At 33.2% G+C, this 17,436-nt stretch carries 13 protein-coding genes; 2 read left to right on the top strand and 11 right to left on the bottom strand.

Annotation, left to right across the window (positions count from 1 at the left end):
* Positions 1–464: 464 nt before the first annotated feature.
* The 7 genes from uvrB to ABJF52_RS01620 all read right to left on the bottom strand — a co-directional run bounded on the left by uvrB (position 465) and on the right by ABJF52_RS01620 (position 12,462).
* Complete coding sequence (gene uvrB, locus ABJF52_RS01650; RefSeq protein ID WP_348145350.1) at positions 465–2,450, bottom strand: excinuclease ABC subunit UvrB; 1,986 nt, start codon at positions 2,448–2,450, stop codon at positions 465–467.
* 58 nt (positions 2,451–2,508) lie between these two features.
* Entirely contained in the window at positions 2,509–4,887 is a 2,379-nt protein-coding gene (locus ABJF52_RS01645; protein ID WP_348145347.1) for a T9SS type B sorting domain-containing protein, read from the bottom strand.
* A 132-nt stretch (positions 4,888–5,019) separates the two neighbouring features.
* Positions 5,020–6,474, bottom strand: a complete 1,455-nt coding sequence (locus ABJF52_RS01640; RefSeq protein ID WP_348145344.1) for a T9SS type B sorting domain-containing protein — start codon at positions 6,472–6,474, stop codon at positions 5,020–5,022.
* A 20-nt stretch (positions 6,475–6,494) separates the two neighbouring features.
* The gene (locus ABJF52_RS01635) at positions 6,495–7,943 is read right to left on the bottom strand and encodes a T9SS type B sorting domain-containing protein (RefSeq protein WP_348145341.1); all 1,449 of its coding nucleotides are present in this window, start codon (positions 7,941–7,943) and stop codon (positions 6,495–6,497) included.
* 22 nt (positions 7,944–7,965) lie between these two features.
* Positions 7,966–10,689, bottom strand: a complete 2,724-nt coding sequence (locus tag ABJF52_RS01630) for a T9SS type B sorting domain-containing protein (RefSeq protein ID WP_348145338.1) — start codon at positions 10,687–10,689, stop codon at positions 7,966–7,968.
* A gap of 27 nt (positions 10,690–10,716) precedes the next feature.
* A complete protein-coding gene (locus ABJF52_RS01625; protein ID WP_348145335.1) occupies positions 10,717–11,553 on the bottom strand; it encodes an ABC transporter permease in 837 nt (278 codons plus the stop codon).
* A gap of 6 nt (positions 11,554–11,559) precedes the next feature.
* Positions 11,560–12,462, bottom strand: a complete 903-nt coding sequence (locus tag ABJF52_RS01620; protein ID WP_348145332.1) for an ABC transporter ATP-binding protein — start codon at positions 12,460–12,462, stop codon at positions 11,560–11,562.
* 77 nt (positions 12,463–12,539) lie between these two features.
* Here ABJF52_RS01620 and ABJF52_RS01615 point away from each other — a divergent pair, with 77 nt between their 5' ends.
* Positions 12,540–13,622 carry a hypothetical protein gene (locus ABJF52_RS01615; protein ID WP_348145329.1) on the top strand — a complete coding sequence of 361 codons (1,083 nt, stop codon included), beginning with the start codon at positions 12,540–12,542 and terminating at the stop codon, positions 13,620–13,622.
* Between the two features lie 41 nt (positions 13,623–13,663).
* Entirely contained in the window at positions 13,664–14,353 is a 690-nt protein-coding gene (locus tag ABJF52_RS01610; RefSeq protein WP_348145326.1) for a hypothetical protein, read from the top strand.
* A gap of 55 nt (positions 14,354–14,408) precedes the next feature.
* Here the strand turns inward: ABJF52_RS01610 and ABJF52_RS01605 are convergent, their stop codons facing one another.
* The 4 genes from ABJF52_RS01605 to ABJF52_RS01590 form a co-directional block, all read right to left on the bottom strand.
* Positions 14,409–15,464 (bottom strand): nucleoid-associated protein, encoded by a 1,056-nt coding sequence (locus ABJF52_RS01605; RefSeq protein ID WP_348145323.1) that lies wholly within the window; start codon positions 15,462–15,464, stop codon positions 14,409–14,411.
* Between the two features lie 51 nt (positions 15,465–15,515).
* Entirely contained in the window at positions 15,516–16,028 is a 513-nt protein-coding gene (locus ABJF52_RS01600; RefSeq protein WP_348145320.1) for a hypothetical protein, read from the bottom strand.
* A gap of 27 nt (positions 16,029–16,055) precedes the next feature.
* Positions 16,056–17,090 (bottom strand): COX15/CtaA family protein, encoded by a 1,035-nt coding sequence (locus tag ABJF52_RS01595; protein WP_348145318.1) that lies wholly within the window; start codon positions 17,088–17,090, stop codon positions 16,056–16,058.
* Between the two features lie 66 nt (positions 17,091–17,156).
* Positions 17,157–17,436, bottom strand: a 280-nt coding sequence (locus tag ABJF52_RS01590) for an OmpA family protein (protein WP_348145315.1), incomplete at its 5' end; no start/stop codon positions are given.

Here is a 17,436-nt window from a genome sequence, read left to right as displayed (position 1 = left end):
ACGAATAAGAACAGAGTACATTTGCATATTGTAAGATACTTATTCGTTAAATAAAGTTATGACAAAATGGTTTTGACACAAACTTAATTGGCAACTATACTAATATAGCTATGTTGTAAAATTTGTAAGTAAATTCTTTCTAAAATTGTAGTTTAGACTAATCTAAAAATATATTATATTTTATTGTAAATCAGATGTTTAAATAATATATCGTGTAGTATTTATTCAAAATCATACTTTTGGCTCATAAATTTTCAATTTTGATTATTTTTTAAAATAATACTATTTCAATTCTTTGAATTTGAAGGTGTATCTATAGTATTTGTTGAATTAAATAGACCTTCTTATTTTTAAAATACGTGCTTGTGAAAATATGTATATAATTTCTTTTTTTTAACCATGAAGGCTCAATTTTTTTAGAGTATATGTAAACCACAATATTCTAAAAATGTTAATAGTTGAAGTTATTTTTCTTGAAGCATTTTAATTTCATCTCTCAGTTTTGCAGCGTTCATAAAATCTAAATCTTTTGCTGCCTTTTCCATTTCTTTTCTTTTTGAACGAATCATTTTTTCAATTTGATCCTTTGTCAAATAATCCATATCAGGTTCTGCGGCGCGCATTTCTTCTTTTTCAAAATGATAGGTTGAAACAGAGTTTTTTGAAAGAACACTATCGAGACTTTTGTTTAATGCTTTAGGCACTAAATTATGTTCGGTATTATATGCTATTTGTTTTTCACGTCTGTAATTAGTTTCGTCAATAGTTTTTTGCATGCTCGCCGTAATTTTATCAGCATACATTATTGCACGTCCATTAAGGTTCCTAGCTGCTCTACCTACTGTTTGTGTTAGTGAACGATTACTTCTTAGAAATCCTTCTTTATCAGCATCTAAAATAGCTACAAGTGATACCTCAGGTAAATCTAAGCCTTCACGCAATAGATTTACACCGATTAGTACATCAAAAATACCTTTACGCAGGTCTTGCATTATTTCCACACGTTCTAACGTATCTACATCACTATGAATGTAGCGGCAACGGACATTAATTCGTGTTAAGTACTTTGCGAGTTCTTCAGCCATTCTTTTAGTAAGCGTTGTTACTAATGTACGTTCATCTTTTTCAACTCTTTGTTGTATTTCTTCAACTAAATCGTCAATTTGATTTAAACTTGGCCGAACATCAATAATAGGATCTAAAAGACCTGTAGGACGAATTACCTGTTCAACATACACCCCTTGGCTCAATTGTAATTCATAATCAGCCGGAGTTGCACTGACATATATTATTTGATTTTGTAGCGCCTCAAATTCCTCAAACTTTAAAGGTCTATTATCCATAGCTGCCGGTAAACGGAAACCATATTCAACTAAGTTTTCTTTTCGAGACCGGTCACCGCCATACATGGCATGGACTTGTGGTATCGTAACATGACTTTCATCAACAACCATTAAATAATCGTCTGGAAAATAATCAATTAAGCAAAATGGTCTGGTCCCGGCCTCACGTCCATCTAAGTATCTCGAATAATTTTCAATACCTGAACAATAGCCTAATTCTCGAATCATTTCAAGATCAAAACTAGTACGTTCTTCTAACCTTTTAGCTTCAAGATGTTTGCCAATCTCTTTAAAATAGGCTACCTGTGCAACCATGTCATCCTGAATTTTATGTATGGCGTTTTGCAGAATATCTTGCGATGTTACAAACATGTTGGCGGGATAGATATTTAAAGTTTCATAGGTTTCAATGATGTTATTATTAAAAGGGTCAAACGCCTCAATTTCCTCAACTTCATCCCCAAAAAAGTGAATGCGAAAAGCATGATCTGCATAACCAGGAAATACATCAACCACATCGCCTTTTACTCTAAAATTTCCGTTTCTAAAATCTGCTGTTGTTCTTGAGTATAAACCTTGAACCAATTGATGAAGAAATTTAGTTCGCGCAATTACCTGATCTTTTTCAATGCTGATTACATTTTTTTGAAATTCTACTGGATTCCCAATACCGTACAAACAGGAAACAGAGGCAACAACCAAAACATCGCGTCTACCAGAGAGTAGGGAAGAGGTAGTGCTCAATCGTAATTTTTCTATATCCTCATTTATAGATAAATCTTTCTCAATATATAATCCTGTAGTTGGAATAAATGCTTCGGGTTGGTAATAATCATAATACGAAACAAAATACTCAACAGCATTATCTGGAAAAAACTGTTTAAATTCAGAGTACAATTGAGCTGCCAAAGTTTTATTATGTGCTAAGATTAAAGTTGGTTTTTGTACTTCTTTAATCACATTTGCAACTGTGAATGTCTTTCCAGACCCCGTTACGCCAAGCAGTGTTTGATAGCGTTCTTTGGTATTTATTCCATCAACCAATTGCTTAATAGCTTGTGGTTGATCACCTGTAGGTTCAAATTCTGAAACAATCTTAAACTTCATGCTTTAAAATTACAAAAGTAGAACGGTTTACTCCTATGAGGATTTCAATATTTTCAAACTATCGTTTTAGTGTAAAATGTCCTTGATAGATTTGACCATTGTTTAAGCTCACGCGAAACCAATAATCTGAAGATGGCAAAAGTGCCCCGCCCATTGATCCGTCCCATCCAATATCATTCGTATTTATTTGTTTAACCAGTTTGCCGTAACGGTCATAAATATTTATTGAAGTTTCAGCGACATTATTATCCAAACCCGTTACTTGCCAAGTATCATTAACTCCATCGCCATTTGGAGTGAAGAAATTGGGAAATCCAAGTATTGAAATTTGTTTTTCGGTAATTCCACAGCCATTTATATCTTGTACAAAAACTGTATATAGTCCAGATTCAAGTCCATAAAAGTGAGATTCCTTTTGGTAATTTTCATTATCAATTGAAAATTCATAATCACTTTCTCCAGACATTAATATTTCTATACTGTTATTATTTAAATCGTTATTAATATTTATTTTTTCAATTACTGGAGGGTGTAAAACTGAAACTTTAAAGTCAAAAGTGTTCGTGCAAATTATGGCATTTTCGTTGGTATCAAAATAGTTGCCTATCTCTAAAAAATAATCTCCTTCTACAGAAATTGATACTTGATTGGTCGTGCTTATTTCCTGAAATGCATCATCATTTATTTTATACCATACATACGAATCAAAACCGTTTGGTCCATTGATTAAAAGGGGAGGTCCATTTGAGCAAATTTGATAATCTTCAATAGCATCTGTTATCGGTATAGTATTTACCACGAACTCAATTTTTTGAATGTTTTGACATTCATCTGCATGCTCAAAACGGATGTAAACTGTGGTTGATGAAGTTCTATAACTACCCAGAATTGGGTTTGATTCTAAACTAGCATCATTAAAATTTTCAAAAAAAGAAACTTCAGTATTAGTAAAATAAGTATGTTTTATGTTGTCAATATTAAAGGTGCCTAACAGTTGATTATCATTAAGATCGTCATCACAAGTGATAATCGGATTCGCTTCATAGAAACTTATAGTCGTAGGCTTTATTTCAATCGAAATTTTCCCTGTACCATTACAAGTTTCTGAAATTGATTTATAATAAATAGTGTATTTAAAAGGTGTAGTATTACTATAGTTTTTAGGATTTGAAATTGGGATATTATTTATGAGATCATCATTAGATTCGTAGAATATTGCTGTACCTTCTGGTAGTTCTGTAAAAGCCTGATTAAGATTAAGTACCGTTATACCATCAGTTGAATTATTTTCATCTAAATCACATTGACTAAAAGTTATTACTTCTGGGAAGTTGCTTGTAATTATTTCTAAATCTATAGGAAATGTTAGGTAACATGATGTATTATTGTTTAGGCCTATTCTAGCGTAAATTTCACCTGTTCCAGCGTTTAAAAAGGGACTTTCTATGGGTGCTGTATTGTTATTTGCATTAGACTCATTTATATGTAGAGAAATATCAAATTTAGTTGCATAACTAATGCTATTTTCAATATCGTTCTTAATTTCTGCAATTGAAAAAGATTCAATATTATTACGATCATTATCACATGCAGTGTAGCTCAAATTTGGTGGGTTATCAAATTGTACTGGTTCAATCTGAAAATCTATTATTTCAAAACATCCATTTGCGTTCGTAGCTCTCACATAAATAGTTTTTGAACGCCCAGAAGAAGAATATTGACCTGGATTATTAATAGCATTTTCGTCATCAAAAGCATCTTCATATGTAGAATAGTAATCCAATCTATCTGTAATACTAGTGGTAATTTGAGATTCATTAATAGTTAGGTCAATTGAGCCAGAGGGTCCGGCTATACATGTTTGAATATTGTCAGGTTGTTGAATATTTGGCATAGGAAGGAATCCAGAAGTTCCGGTCCATTCTAAGGTAAACCCCCCAGTGCCAACGGGTCTATCAATTAATATATAATAGTGTTCACCAGCACTAACAGGGATGGACGAAACATATCCATTTCCTAGTTCGGCTGGTCCTCCAGAAAAATTTGTTTCAGAATCTCTTAATCCAGTTTCATTGTAACCTAAACCTGCTTGTAATGGATTTGTTGTATTGCATCGAATTGGATCATCAAGATTTCCGCAAGTATTATTTGGTCCGAAAATATAAAAATCATAATCCACAACTAAGTCTGTACTATTTGGAATTATATTGAAAGCTAAATTTCCACCAGTACCTATGGTTAGACTAAGCCATAAACTGTTTTCTTCGTAATACAAGCAGTCATTAGTACCATCTAATTCTTGTAATCCAAAACCTGTTGCGTTACTTGAAATGTTTGTATTGCCACATACTATTATTGCATCTACACAATCGTTTGCTTGTTGGGAATAAGAATATGATATATTAAAAATTAGAAAGGTGAAAACTAGTTTTTTCATTGGTCACTTGTGTTCTTTTAACAATATAGAACAAAGGTGATACACGCGTAATTATACGTAAAAAAATACAAGAAAACAGTGATTGTTTTCTAGTGGATTTCCAGTAGATTTTTTTTTGGTACTTTATATCAATTATCTTTTTAAAGTAAAATGACCGTTGATTACTTTTTGATTAAATGAAATTGCTTTAAACCAATAATCAGCAGAAGGAACTGGATTACCATTGAAATTACCATCCCAGCCTTTAGAACTTGGATCAACTTCTATCAATAGGTTACCATATCTATCAAAAATGGAAATATTTCCTTTAACTATTTCTCGAATTTCTTTGATTTCTGGTGGATGAATAAGTTGCCAAAGGTCATTGATGCCATCGCCATTGGGAGTGAAGAAGTTTGGAAAATCTTCAAGTTTTAAACCTCTTTCAATAAGTTTTGAAACCAAACCACATCCATTTTTATCACGTACAAAAATCATGTGCGAACCTTCAGTTACATTAAAAAAAACAGAATCATCTTGATAGGGTCCATTTTTGTTATCCATGGCGTATTCATAATTTCCTAATCCCAGTGTGTTAATAGTTATTTGTTTACCCAAATAAAGCGGTCGTATATCAATGGATTCTATAATGGGCAATTCAGAAGGTATTACATTAAAATTTTTTGTGCTTGCACATTCAATTTGAATTCCTGAACGGTCAATTAAATTATAAGCTTCAAGCATGAAATTCCCTGTTTGACTTAGTTGAAAATTTCTGTTTTCTGATAATAAAACTTCATCTCCTTCAATAATTTGAATCCATCGAAATCCATCTGCTTGTCCTTCTGCAATTACGGGTAAAGGCCCACTGTTATTGCACTTAATAAATAAGGTTGGAAAATTAATATCCGGTGCCAAATATTTAACTTCACCTGTCACCAAATCTAATGCTTCACATGGGTCGTCTACGTGTCCCGTAAAAAAACTTTCTTCGGTACAGGTAGCTGAAGAGCCATTTTCATTTTCTGGTATTATAGATACATAAATACGAACGTCCTGGGGGAAATCTATAGGTGGATTATAAGAAAGTACATTTCCGACATTATATTTATATAAAAGTTCATTTCCACCTGAAGAGGTTCCAATAGTTACATTGTAGCTCGTTGCACCAGATGAATATTGCCAAATAATATCAGTAACCACAGTTACATTTGCCGCGTTATCATCGGGAGCTAATAATTTAGTGCAACTTGGAGCTGTTGTGACATCCATAGTTCTGAAACTAGATGATTCGCAATCGGTAGGTGTAGCATTAAAAAGTAATACACTTATTGTAACGTAAATAAGGGTATTCTCAGGTAACCCTACAGGTGCTGTATAAAAATTGTTTATACCAGTTGCTTCTCTACTAAGAATATCCGTGCCATTCACAGAAGTACCTAATGATATTAAGTACCCATTAATTCCATTAACTTCGGGCCAAGTAATAGTTGCGTCTACTGCTATATTTGTTGCTCCATCTACAGGAAAATTTACTTTTGTACAATCCTGAGTATAAGCAAAGAAACCCGCTAATAGTACTATTATATTTAGCATATTTCTTTTCATAAAAATCGAGAATTCTATAATTACCTTTTTAAGGCAAAATATCCGTTTATTTCATCACCATTATCAGCAATAGCTTTATACCAGTAAGTAGAAGAAGGTATTTCCTTTCCTCTGAAATTGCCATCCCAGCCTTGAGATTGTGGGTCTAATTGAGCAAGCATATTTCCGTATCTGTCATAAATAAAAATGGTGTTTAAATTTATTTGTTGTGATTCGTCAATTAAAATAAATTGCCAATAATCATTAATATTGTCTCCATTCGGAGTGAAAAACAATGGAAAATTATCCCGACTTAAATCCCGTGGCATGTTTTTTTGAGTTATCCCACAACTGTGTAAATCTCGCACGTAAATAGTGTGTTTGTCACCGATTACCTTATTAAAAATATTGCCAGTTTGGTAAGGGCCTTCGATATTATCTATTGCAAATTCGTGTTGGCCTAATCCATGGGTTACTATAGTTAATATTCTACTGCCAGGGATTTTTTCAACCACAATTTCGGTAATCGTAGGAAGCTCTGACATTTCAACCACGAACTCACTTGCTGCGCTACATTCAATAGTGCCTACTGCTTGAGTAATATTGTTGTAAGCTTCATATTTATAACGCCCAATTTCATTTAAGGTAACTTCTTTCGATTGAGAAATTAATGTTTCTGATCTATCTGGATTAATTTTATACCAGCGATAGCCATCTGCTTTATCCTTACTTGAAAAAATACCTGGAAGATTATTACGGCAAATACCGATTCTTTCAGGAAAACTTAACTTAGGTTTATTGGTTACAACCGCACCTATGGTACTATCAAACCGAGGGTCACATACTTCGGCTGCAGCACTTGTGCTAAATTGCTCTTCAGTACATGGGCCTAAATCACCATTTTCGTTGTAAGGGGTTACCGAAATAAAAATGTCTTCATTTAAAGGAAAGTCAGATGGGCTTTTGTAGAAGAGTTCATTGCCAACATCATAGTTCAGTAATATATTACTCTTATCTACAGCAGTTCCCATTGTAATTCGATAACCCGTAGCAGTTGGTGCATAATGCCAACGAATTACAGATGAAGTCTTTACACCTTTCTCTAAGTGTTTAGGAAAAGATATGCTTGTACAAGGTGGGGGTGTAGTTACTTCTTTGGTTACAAAACTTTCAACTGGGCAAGTTTTTACGGGTTGCCCAAATAGAAATAATTGAACAGTAACATAAATACGTGTATTCTCAGGAAGTCCTACTTCTGGATGATAAAAATTGTTCTGCCCCGAAGACCTTCGATTAACAATTTCACCGCCACCAGGTGTCGTTCCTAATGAAACGACATATCCAATTACACCTGGCACTTCCTCCCAAGAAACTTCTGTATCCACAGGAATGTCAATAGCATCATTAACAGGTGTTGTTAAGACTGGGCATTCTTGGCTAATAACCAAATTGCTCAACCCAAAAAACAGTACGATTAATAAATTTTTCACAGGTATTTATTTAATTCAATGGCTATCTCTTTAATGTAAAATGCCCTTGGTAAGTTCTACCTTCTTCTAAGTTGACTCGAAACCAATAGTCGGAAGCTGGTAAAAATTCGCCGTTAAAAGTGCCATTCCATCCTTCATTTTTAACTTGATTAATTTGATGTAATAGTTTCCCATAGCGGTCGTAAATTAAAAGCTCAACAGATTTGTTTTCAGGCAGTCCAATTAAGTTCCAGGATTCATTAATACCATCTCCATTTGGGGTAAAAAATTTGGGGAATCCCAATACTGAAATTTCTTCATTGGTTATACCACAGCCATTTTTATCTCTTACATAAATAGTTAATGAGCCCGGTATTACATTCTCAAAAATAGGATTTTCTTGGTAGGGTCCATTTTCACTTTCAATGCTGTACTCATAATCACCATCACCTATTGCTATAATGTTAATGCTATTGTTTTCCTGAAAATCTTCTATCTCAATGTCGTTAATCTGAGCATTATTTGAAGGTGATACGGTAAATGTTTTACTCGTTTTGCAATTTTGTGTACCGTTGTTATAAGATAATCCAACTTCTAATCGATATTCGCCAGGTTCTATTATTTCAACATTTATACCGTTTGAAATTAATGTTTCTGTATTTTCTATTTTATACCAACCATAACTGTCAAAACCTTGTTCTGCCGTAATACTTAAATCGGGATTATTGGTGCAGATTAAAAATTCGGAATCTATATTTACAATGGGAGCAGGGTTTACAATAAACTCTAATAGTTCAATACCTAAACATTGGTTCATAGACTCTATTCGAGCATATAAATATGTGGAAATAGTACTGTAATTATTCTCATCAATTACATTTGTTTCTAAAGTTGCATCTTGAGTGGTATTGTAAAAAGCTACTTCAAAACCATCGTAATCATTTTGTTTTATAGCCTGCAGGTCAAAAACCCCTGACAATTCAGAAGTTAAAGGGTCTGTTCCACAAGTGTAGTAGCTTTTTGTTATTTCTAATCCACCAGATGTAGGAAGAACTTCAAGTGCCAATTCGGTTTCGTTTGTACATCCATAGACGTCAGTAACTTTTACATAAATAATTTGATTTGTTGCACTTTCATTTCTATACTCATTAGTTAATTCAATTGGGGAATTATTTTCTTGGTCAGATAAGGTTCTGTAAAAGGTAACTAAATTATTTTCATTCGGGCTTATGTCATTACGAGCTTGATCCAGATTGAAATAAGTATATCCATCTGAAGTAGAATTCGCATTTTCATTTTCAATGTCGCATTGTACTAGACTTGCTCTGTTAGCTATAGGAGGTTCGGAAATGTTAATCTGCGCTTCCCCAATAATATCACATTGAGTCGCATCGCTATGAGAAATTGTTAGCCGATATTTCCCTGCGTTGGTTTCATCAATTTCAGTAATTTGTAGCATGTTAGTGGTTGCATCACCTATAATAGAACCATCATGTTCCCAAATATAAGTAGCGTTTTCAATTTCCTCAGTTTCTAAAATAAGCTCATCTCCTGTGCAAAAAGTAGCACTGGTACTAGTAGTACCATCAGCCGTTTTTATGAGTCCAGTTTTTGCAAAAAACGATTGAATAAATGGAGGTAAGCCCTGCATTGCTATTCCATTCTTCAAATCAATTGCATTATGTTGATAATTAGCTGCTGTACCTTTAATATCTGGATTATTTATTACGCCAAGATAAGAAGAGCCTTCAAGGTATGATTTAGTAATTGTTCTATATATTTTACCATTGGCACCAAGCTGAAGTGCACCTCTATAATTTGCACTATGGTCGAGTACTACTTCAGATTGAGAAATGTTATTACTTAACAAATCGTATTGTAATAAATTAGAATTATGATTTGTCTCTAAAGCCGGAGCATCGGAATGCGTGTGTACATATAAGAATTGATTATTTGGTGAAAATTCTACGCTGTATGGGTTTTTGTTGAGCGCGGAAATTATTATCCTTTGTGGATTGGAGGCATTGCCTGTTTCTGAATTAAAATCATATAGAAATAGGCCGTCAAATTCATTAGCGCTCGCCATTTGTTTTCCATCGGACGAAAATTTTAAATACCCTCTTTGATCATTAAAGGAGGTAGTAAATTTGCTTTTAACCGCATTGTTATTAACACCATTTTCATTTACTTCAAAAGCATGAAATGTATTTGGTAACCCGTCTCTACCATCTTCTGTAGAAAGCGTCATAACCCAAACAGATTCTTTGGAACAATCTTTAACTACAGCAGCAATTTTTTCCGAACAAGTTTGAAGTAAATTAATATTTTTTACTGTAACAGCCCCGTTACCATTATCTTCTGATAGATCAACTATAGAGTAATTGAGTCCAAAATCTGGATCATGCTCTTCTATTGACGTATCTACAGTGAAAATAAAAAATATAACATCACTCGTCGGTGCAGGCACAATTATGGCAGATTGCGTACTTGAGGGGTCGCCATAGAGCCTATTTCCGTTGAGCATAACCGTATGATTACGGTTGTAAACTGTAATGCCATCAGTATAGAAAAGTAAACTGCCATTTTTGTCAGAAATGCTGGCACAACCTTCTTCAGTACTTATTTTGCTGTTTTCAAGAATATTTACACCGCCATCATTATTAAATTGAAGCCCGGCACCATTGCCAAAATACCAATTAGCAGTCTCATCTTGTCCATAATTTATGGCAAAAACAAGTAGCATAATAAGCAAGCAGTATTTTTTCATTTCGCGTTCTCTCGAACGCATAAGGTACTATAAATCACGCTTTTTTAATAATACGTAGGATAGATAAACAAAAATAGCGGTCCAAATCAGGACAATGACAATCTCATACCAATGTACAGCATAGTCAAACCTAAAGTCTTCGCCTATTTGGTCACCTAAGGACTGCACTGCTCCTAGTCTAGTAAAAGGTTCATCTATTAAGTTCCACATTGCGTTTAATGGAAAAAATCCCATTACTGTATCGGTGGTAGTATGATTCTCAAAAATTTTCCATCGAAACATAGCTCTTGCAAACCCTTCAAAAATTTGCCAAAGTATAAGAAAACCTAGAGCGAAGGCTGAACGTTTTACAAATATGCCAGCAAACATACAAAAGGCAAAGAAACCCATAAGTTTTACAAAGAAGGCGAGTAAAAACTCTAAGTCCGAAAAAATTATAGAAACTTCATTATAATCAGAATACGTTAAACCTAGAATTAAGGAAACTAAGAAAACAAATACTGTTGATATAAGCGAAAAAGTCACAACCGTCAAAAATTTAGATAAGATGAATTCTTTTTTGGACAGTCCGTCTATAAGATTTTGTTTAATGGTTTTGTTGCTATATTCATTCGCCATCATAGAGACGATTACAATTGCTAAAAACAATTTAAAAAAGGCGGTGATAAAGGTGTTAAAATGCCATATGTATGGAAAATTAAATATTCCCTGATCTGCTAAATGAAATTTTATAGGTCCAATGTCAAATTTAATGGCAGCGACCAGTGCTATGGAAGTTAAAAGAACAAAATAGGAAAGAACCAATATTTTACTCGCTCTATTATTCCAAAGTTTAATGAATTCAATTTCTAATAATCGTAACATAGCCAATTAGTTTGCTTGATTTTGAGTTAATGTTAAAAACTGCTCTTCAAGACTTTCTTTTCTTTTCACTAAATGTGAGAGTACAATGCCTTTTTCTAGTAAAAGTTTGTTTAATGTTTCTGCATCTAATTCTTTTGTAAGAAAGGCAGTTAATAAACCGTTTTCAATTTTAATATCACCAAAACTATCATTGGTTTTTAAGTAAGTTGCTAATGTATCATTGTCCCTAGTCTTTAATTCAAAAAAACCATGACTAGACAACATTCCATCCACTCGACCAGAATATAATTTTACACCTTTACGAAGAATTACGACATGACTGCATACTTTTTCAACTTCATCGAGTAGGTGAGAGGCGAGTAAAATTGTAGTGCCTTGACTTGCAATTTTTTTAATAATTTCTCGTATTTGATGAATACCTTGAGGGTCAAGTCCATTTGTAGGCTCATCTAATATTAAAATATCGGGGTCATTTAATAGGGCAGAGGCAATGGCCAAGCGTTGCTTCATACCTAATGAATAGGTTTTAAACTTGCTATTTTTTCGGTCTAGAAGTCCTACCAATTCCAGTTTTTCTTCAATTTTATCAGAAGACACTTCCTTAATCTTACAAACTAATTTCAAATTTTGTTTGGCGGTCATGTAAGGGTAAAAGTTAGGCCTTTCGATAATAGCTCCAACTTTTTTTAAAGCTTCATGAGTTGAGGTGTTACCATCGAACCATGAGAATTCACCTTTAGTTCTATTTACTACGTTAAGTACTATTCCTAAAGTTGTAGACTTACCACTTCCATTAGGGCCTAATATTCCATAAACGTTGCCTTTTTCAATCGTAAAAGATAAATCGTTTACAGCAGTTAGAGATCCAAATTTTTTAGTTAGATTTTGTACTGTGAGAATTTTTTCCAAAATATAATGGCTTTAATAACTTTCTTTATAGTTGACGAAGAAAGCATACATTTGTTACAATTGATATAGAAAAAAGAATGTCGGAAGAAAAATTGATGTCGAAAAAGAAGCCAGCTTACCCAGTAAGTGAAGGCTTAGACGAATATTTAGCGAATTATAATCGTAAAAGTGAGATACCTATTTTTTACGATGATTTATTGCGCTTTTCCGGTTCTGTGGTTTTATATGACAAAAATGATGAAGATACTTTATGGGTGCGTGTGTATTATTCTGAGTTTGAAAGAAAAGAAATAGATGATAGTTTAAAAAAGGTGTATTCTATTTTTCTTTCAGATGGTAGTACAAATATCAATCAATATTTAAATGTTGATGCGGTAGACTTCTGTACGTTCGGAAATTCGAAGCCATTTCGAATTAAAGTAAGAAATATTCTTAATGACAATTTTACATATTTCTATATTAAAAAAACTGATGCTTCTCGAATATATGGGTTGGAATTAGAGCATATGCTTTCCCCATATAATTTAAACTTCTTAGTCTATAAGGATACACTTATTGAAGAACATATAGCAGGAATACCAGGTGATGAGTTTATTAAAAATATGTTGCCCACTTGTTCGGAACCTGAAAAATCTCAATTAGCTAAGGAGTTTGTAAAATTCAATGAACGTTGTATGATACGCTTATTGGGTGATATGCGATCTTATAATTATGTAATTGTACCCACACACGACTTTGATCATGTGGTCTATAAAATTAGAGCTATAGATTTTGACCAGCAATGTTATGAAGGGAAGTTAAAAGTATATCGACCACAGTTTTTTAAGGAGAATTTTAAAATGGTGGAGTTGGTTCGGGAAAAACTTTTGAGAGATTCTGTGGATCAATATAAATTGGAAGAACGATCAATGGTTGCCAAGCGTATTTTGAGTTCTGGAAACCGGATTAAAAAACTAAGAGCAATCTGTAAAAAAGATGATATTTCTACAACTGAAAATATTACTATGCTAAAAGCACAAATTGAAGAACTTACTTCAGATTCTAATTTTGGCAAATGTGAGACAATGGGTGAGGTATTAGATTTAGCATTAAATTTTGTGCGTAGAAACTACGAAGATGTAAGTGTGAAACAGATTATTGAGCATAATATAAAAATATAGGAAGTACTTATATACTGGAGCTGTATTACATTTAAAACTTAATGAAAAACGAACCTTGGAAATCGGGACCAAAAGAATTATTAAGGCATGGTCTCGAACACTTATCCTTCGAAACGGACTTTGATTATCGTATGGGTATGATTGCTATCGACAATTCAGTTGAATTAATGATGAAAACCTATTTAGGCTTGCCAAAAAGAATTACGAAGTTGGAAGGTGTAACTAGCAAAATATATAACGAGGCGACTAAAAGTTTTCCAAGTTTAATTGATACAATGGACAAGTTTGCAAAAGATAAACTTGTAGGGATTGTACTTGGCGAAATAGAATGGTATCATAGAATTCGAAATCAATTGTATCATGACGGGAATGGAATTACCGTTGAAAAGGAAAAAGTAATTGCCTATGCCAGTATAGCAAAAATTCTTTTTGAAAATTTATTTGGAGAAAAAGTTGAAATTGAAGGTAAGAAATATGGAATTGATGATTTCTTTTTAGTTTGGGCAGACTTCAATAAACTGGTTGTTAATCAAGGTCCAAAAATTTTTAGTAAAATGAATCTCAAAGAACTATTCAATTTATCAGATAGCGAAGAATATGTTTTAAGTGGTATAACTGAGTTTAGAAAAAAATTGGTCCATAATCCGGATGAAGTTGACGATGATGATTTAAATTTAAATGTTAATGAACTAAATAAGTTCATTAAATTAGTAAAGCAGAAACAGAAATAAAATGCGGTTCAACATTGAATCCAAGGTAAAGTTTTAATCATTTGCTCTAGAAAAATTAATTATTCTCCTTATTAAAATATACTAAGTAGTAGTACATTTGTCTTTCTTCATCCCAACCTTTTTCAACAAATTTTTCAGCTGATTCTGGGTTTACAAAGTCCAGTTTAATTTGGATATTCGTGTCTAAATTAATTACACTTTTAATCTTTTTTCGGGCTACAGAAACCGCTTTATTCGCAATGTCGAAATTAGAAACATCTTCAATACTATATTTAGGTCCCTTTTCAACTTTGTAGTGTTTAAACTCCGGTATTAATTCGGGGTTGTCCATTACTTCATTTAAGAAGTTAGTCTCCTCAAATTCATCATTTTTAGCAAAATGATTTACTGCCTTATTCATGAACAAAACTTCTTGCTGTTTGTCTTCTGCAGGTAAAACCACATCTTTTGCAAAATTCTGACAGAATTTAAGGTAGTTTTTAGTTAAGAAATTGTCATCGGTTAAAGGTTCTAAACCTAAGAAATTTTCCAGCCAATATTTGGTGTCATAGCGGTTACTGTCAACAGATAAGACTTTATAGCCTTCTTCTTTTTCGACATTAAAAATGATACAACCTTTATCCAATTTATTTATGTTGATGCCTTGCTCAATAAGTAAATCTAGATTATTACTTTTTTCATCGAACTGTAAAAAATCTTGTTTTAATTCACTTTTAAAAATACCAATGGCATCTATTTTCTTATTATCAAGAACTACGTCATGCAAGTAGCTTACATACAATTCTCCACTTTTTATATGTGGATGATCACCTTGGTCGTATAAATACTTAGCAATTTTCTTAGACGCTTCATGAATACTATCTGGGTCTTCGAAGATTTGAACTGCTAATTTGTAAATTTCATTAAATTCTACATCTACCTCATTGGCTAGTTTAAAATAGTTCTCTTCTTTTTCTCGAAAAGGTTTGAAAAAATATTCTTTCAATAAACCTGATATTTCGTCATTTAGCGAAAAGGCTTCATCTGATAAGAACAGACTTTCACTTTTATTTTTGTTACCCACGCGATGTAATGAGAGCGTTTCAATTTGAGTAGGATAGAGGTTAATCATTTCTTAAACGGAATTATAGGTTAGGAATAAATAGTACTAATTGGCAATTTATTAATTCCAATTCTCATCAAAATCTAGGTCGTCGTAATTTCCTAAATGCTGTTCAATATCGTCATCGTCTTCTTCACCATCTGCCCGGTCAGACTTAAAATTCTTTTCCGGAGGAGAATCTGGAACTTCTCCAAAAGTAAACAAAAGGTTGGGGTATGCACGGCCATCTTCTTTTTTAACAATATCAGCCAATTCTACAAAGAAAGTCCACATGCTCATAAAATCATAAACATATATAAGCTTTGGGTTTCGAACGCTTAATAGGTCTTCTAAAAAAGTCTCGTTCATTAATCGAACATCAGAACCACTGTCACTCATATCAAAAAGAGCAATTTCTTCATCTTGGTTCCAACTGGCATCACAAGTATAAAAGGAGGCCATCTCATTTCCTAAAAAGCCAAAAGCTTGTGTAATGGCATTGTGCAATTCCTCTAGTGTATTGCTCGCATCAATTTCAATATCTCTAAAGATATCTTCATCGGCATCTAAAATTATCCTGATTTTGTAAATCATATGCTCTATTTTGGGCAGTTGGCAAAGTTACAAAGTTTTATTACTTTTTTTGGCATTTAAGGCCCCCAAGAGCAAATAATATTGAATACCAAAAAGTATTGAGGCCAAAACCAAGTGAATTGCCTGTGTAGAGAATGGGAAATCCATATAATACATTAATATTCCGGAAAATATTTCCAATACTATTAAATAGATAACCCAGTTCATTTTATGAAAACCGAGGTTCGCTTTACGGATACGGAATAAGATAAATACGTTTAAAAGTACTACAATAACTGAAAAAGTTCGATGTATGTAAAATTGAATGGTAGCATTTTGCAACCATAAATTTTTGGCTGCGTAGCCCACAAGATCTATTTGCTCATCAACAAATTGCCTTACTTGCGTACCTAGTGCAATTTGTATTAAAGTTAATAATAAGGCTATTCCTAATAGTGTACTTAGCTTGTTAGTATACAAATCAGCAACGCTTTTTTCTTTAGATTTATATACGAGATAAATTAATAGTGCTACTATTACCAAAGCCATAATCATGTGTATGGTGATTTTGGCAGGTTCTAAAACTGAATATACCACAGTAGCACCCAACCAACCTTGAAAACCCATAGCAAATACGGTAAGCCAAGAAATTAGAGTTATACTTTTATTAGATTTCCAGAATCCGAAAGATAAAATCGCAAGTATAAATGTTCCTAGTCCTGCTAAAGCACCACACAATCTATTTATATATTCGATCCAAGTATGTGTTGCATTAAATTCGGCATATTCATGTTTTGTGTAGGGTGACCAATTATTATCGTCGTAAGAACCATTTGTGGTAAAAGCTTCTTTAGAAACTTTTAGTGTTTCATCAACAATAATAATTTGACCCTTTTTTATATCGATTTCTGGTTGCCATTGAAGTTCACTGATATCGGTTGGTGGTATATAGTGTCCGAAACATTTTGGCCAATCTGGACAACCCATGCCACTTCCCGTCATTCGTACCACAGCCCCAGCAATGATGACTAAGTAAACAAGTATTAAGGTGATTTTTGCTGTTTTTCGAAAGTTTTCTTTCATTTTTGCATACAACTATTCAAATGCAAAATTACTATACTTTTTATAGAAAAGGACTTTGACAGCTAATCATTTTTTCAAGACGATAAACTCAGATCTTCTATTTAGTTGATGGTCTTTATCTGAACATGGCATGCCGTTTTTGCAATGGTTTGTTAATTGGGATTCGCCATATCCTTTACCGTTAATTCGATCACCCGAAATACCCTTGGATAGAATATATTCCACCGTTCGTTTAGCTCTTCGTTCGGATAACCACAGGTTGTAGTTGTCTGGTTCTCGACTATCAGTATGTGATCCAACTTCAATTCTAATTTCTGGTCGTCTTAACATGTAATCTACAACTTTG

It is taken from the genome of Aurantibacter sp. (assembly GCF_039941195.1).
In the GTDB taxonomy this organism is placed as follows: domain Bacteria; phylum Bacteroidota; class Bacteroidia; order Flavobacteriales; family Flavobacteriaceae; genus Aurantibacter_A.
This window is presented reverse-complemented; position numbering and strand designations above follow the sequence as displayed.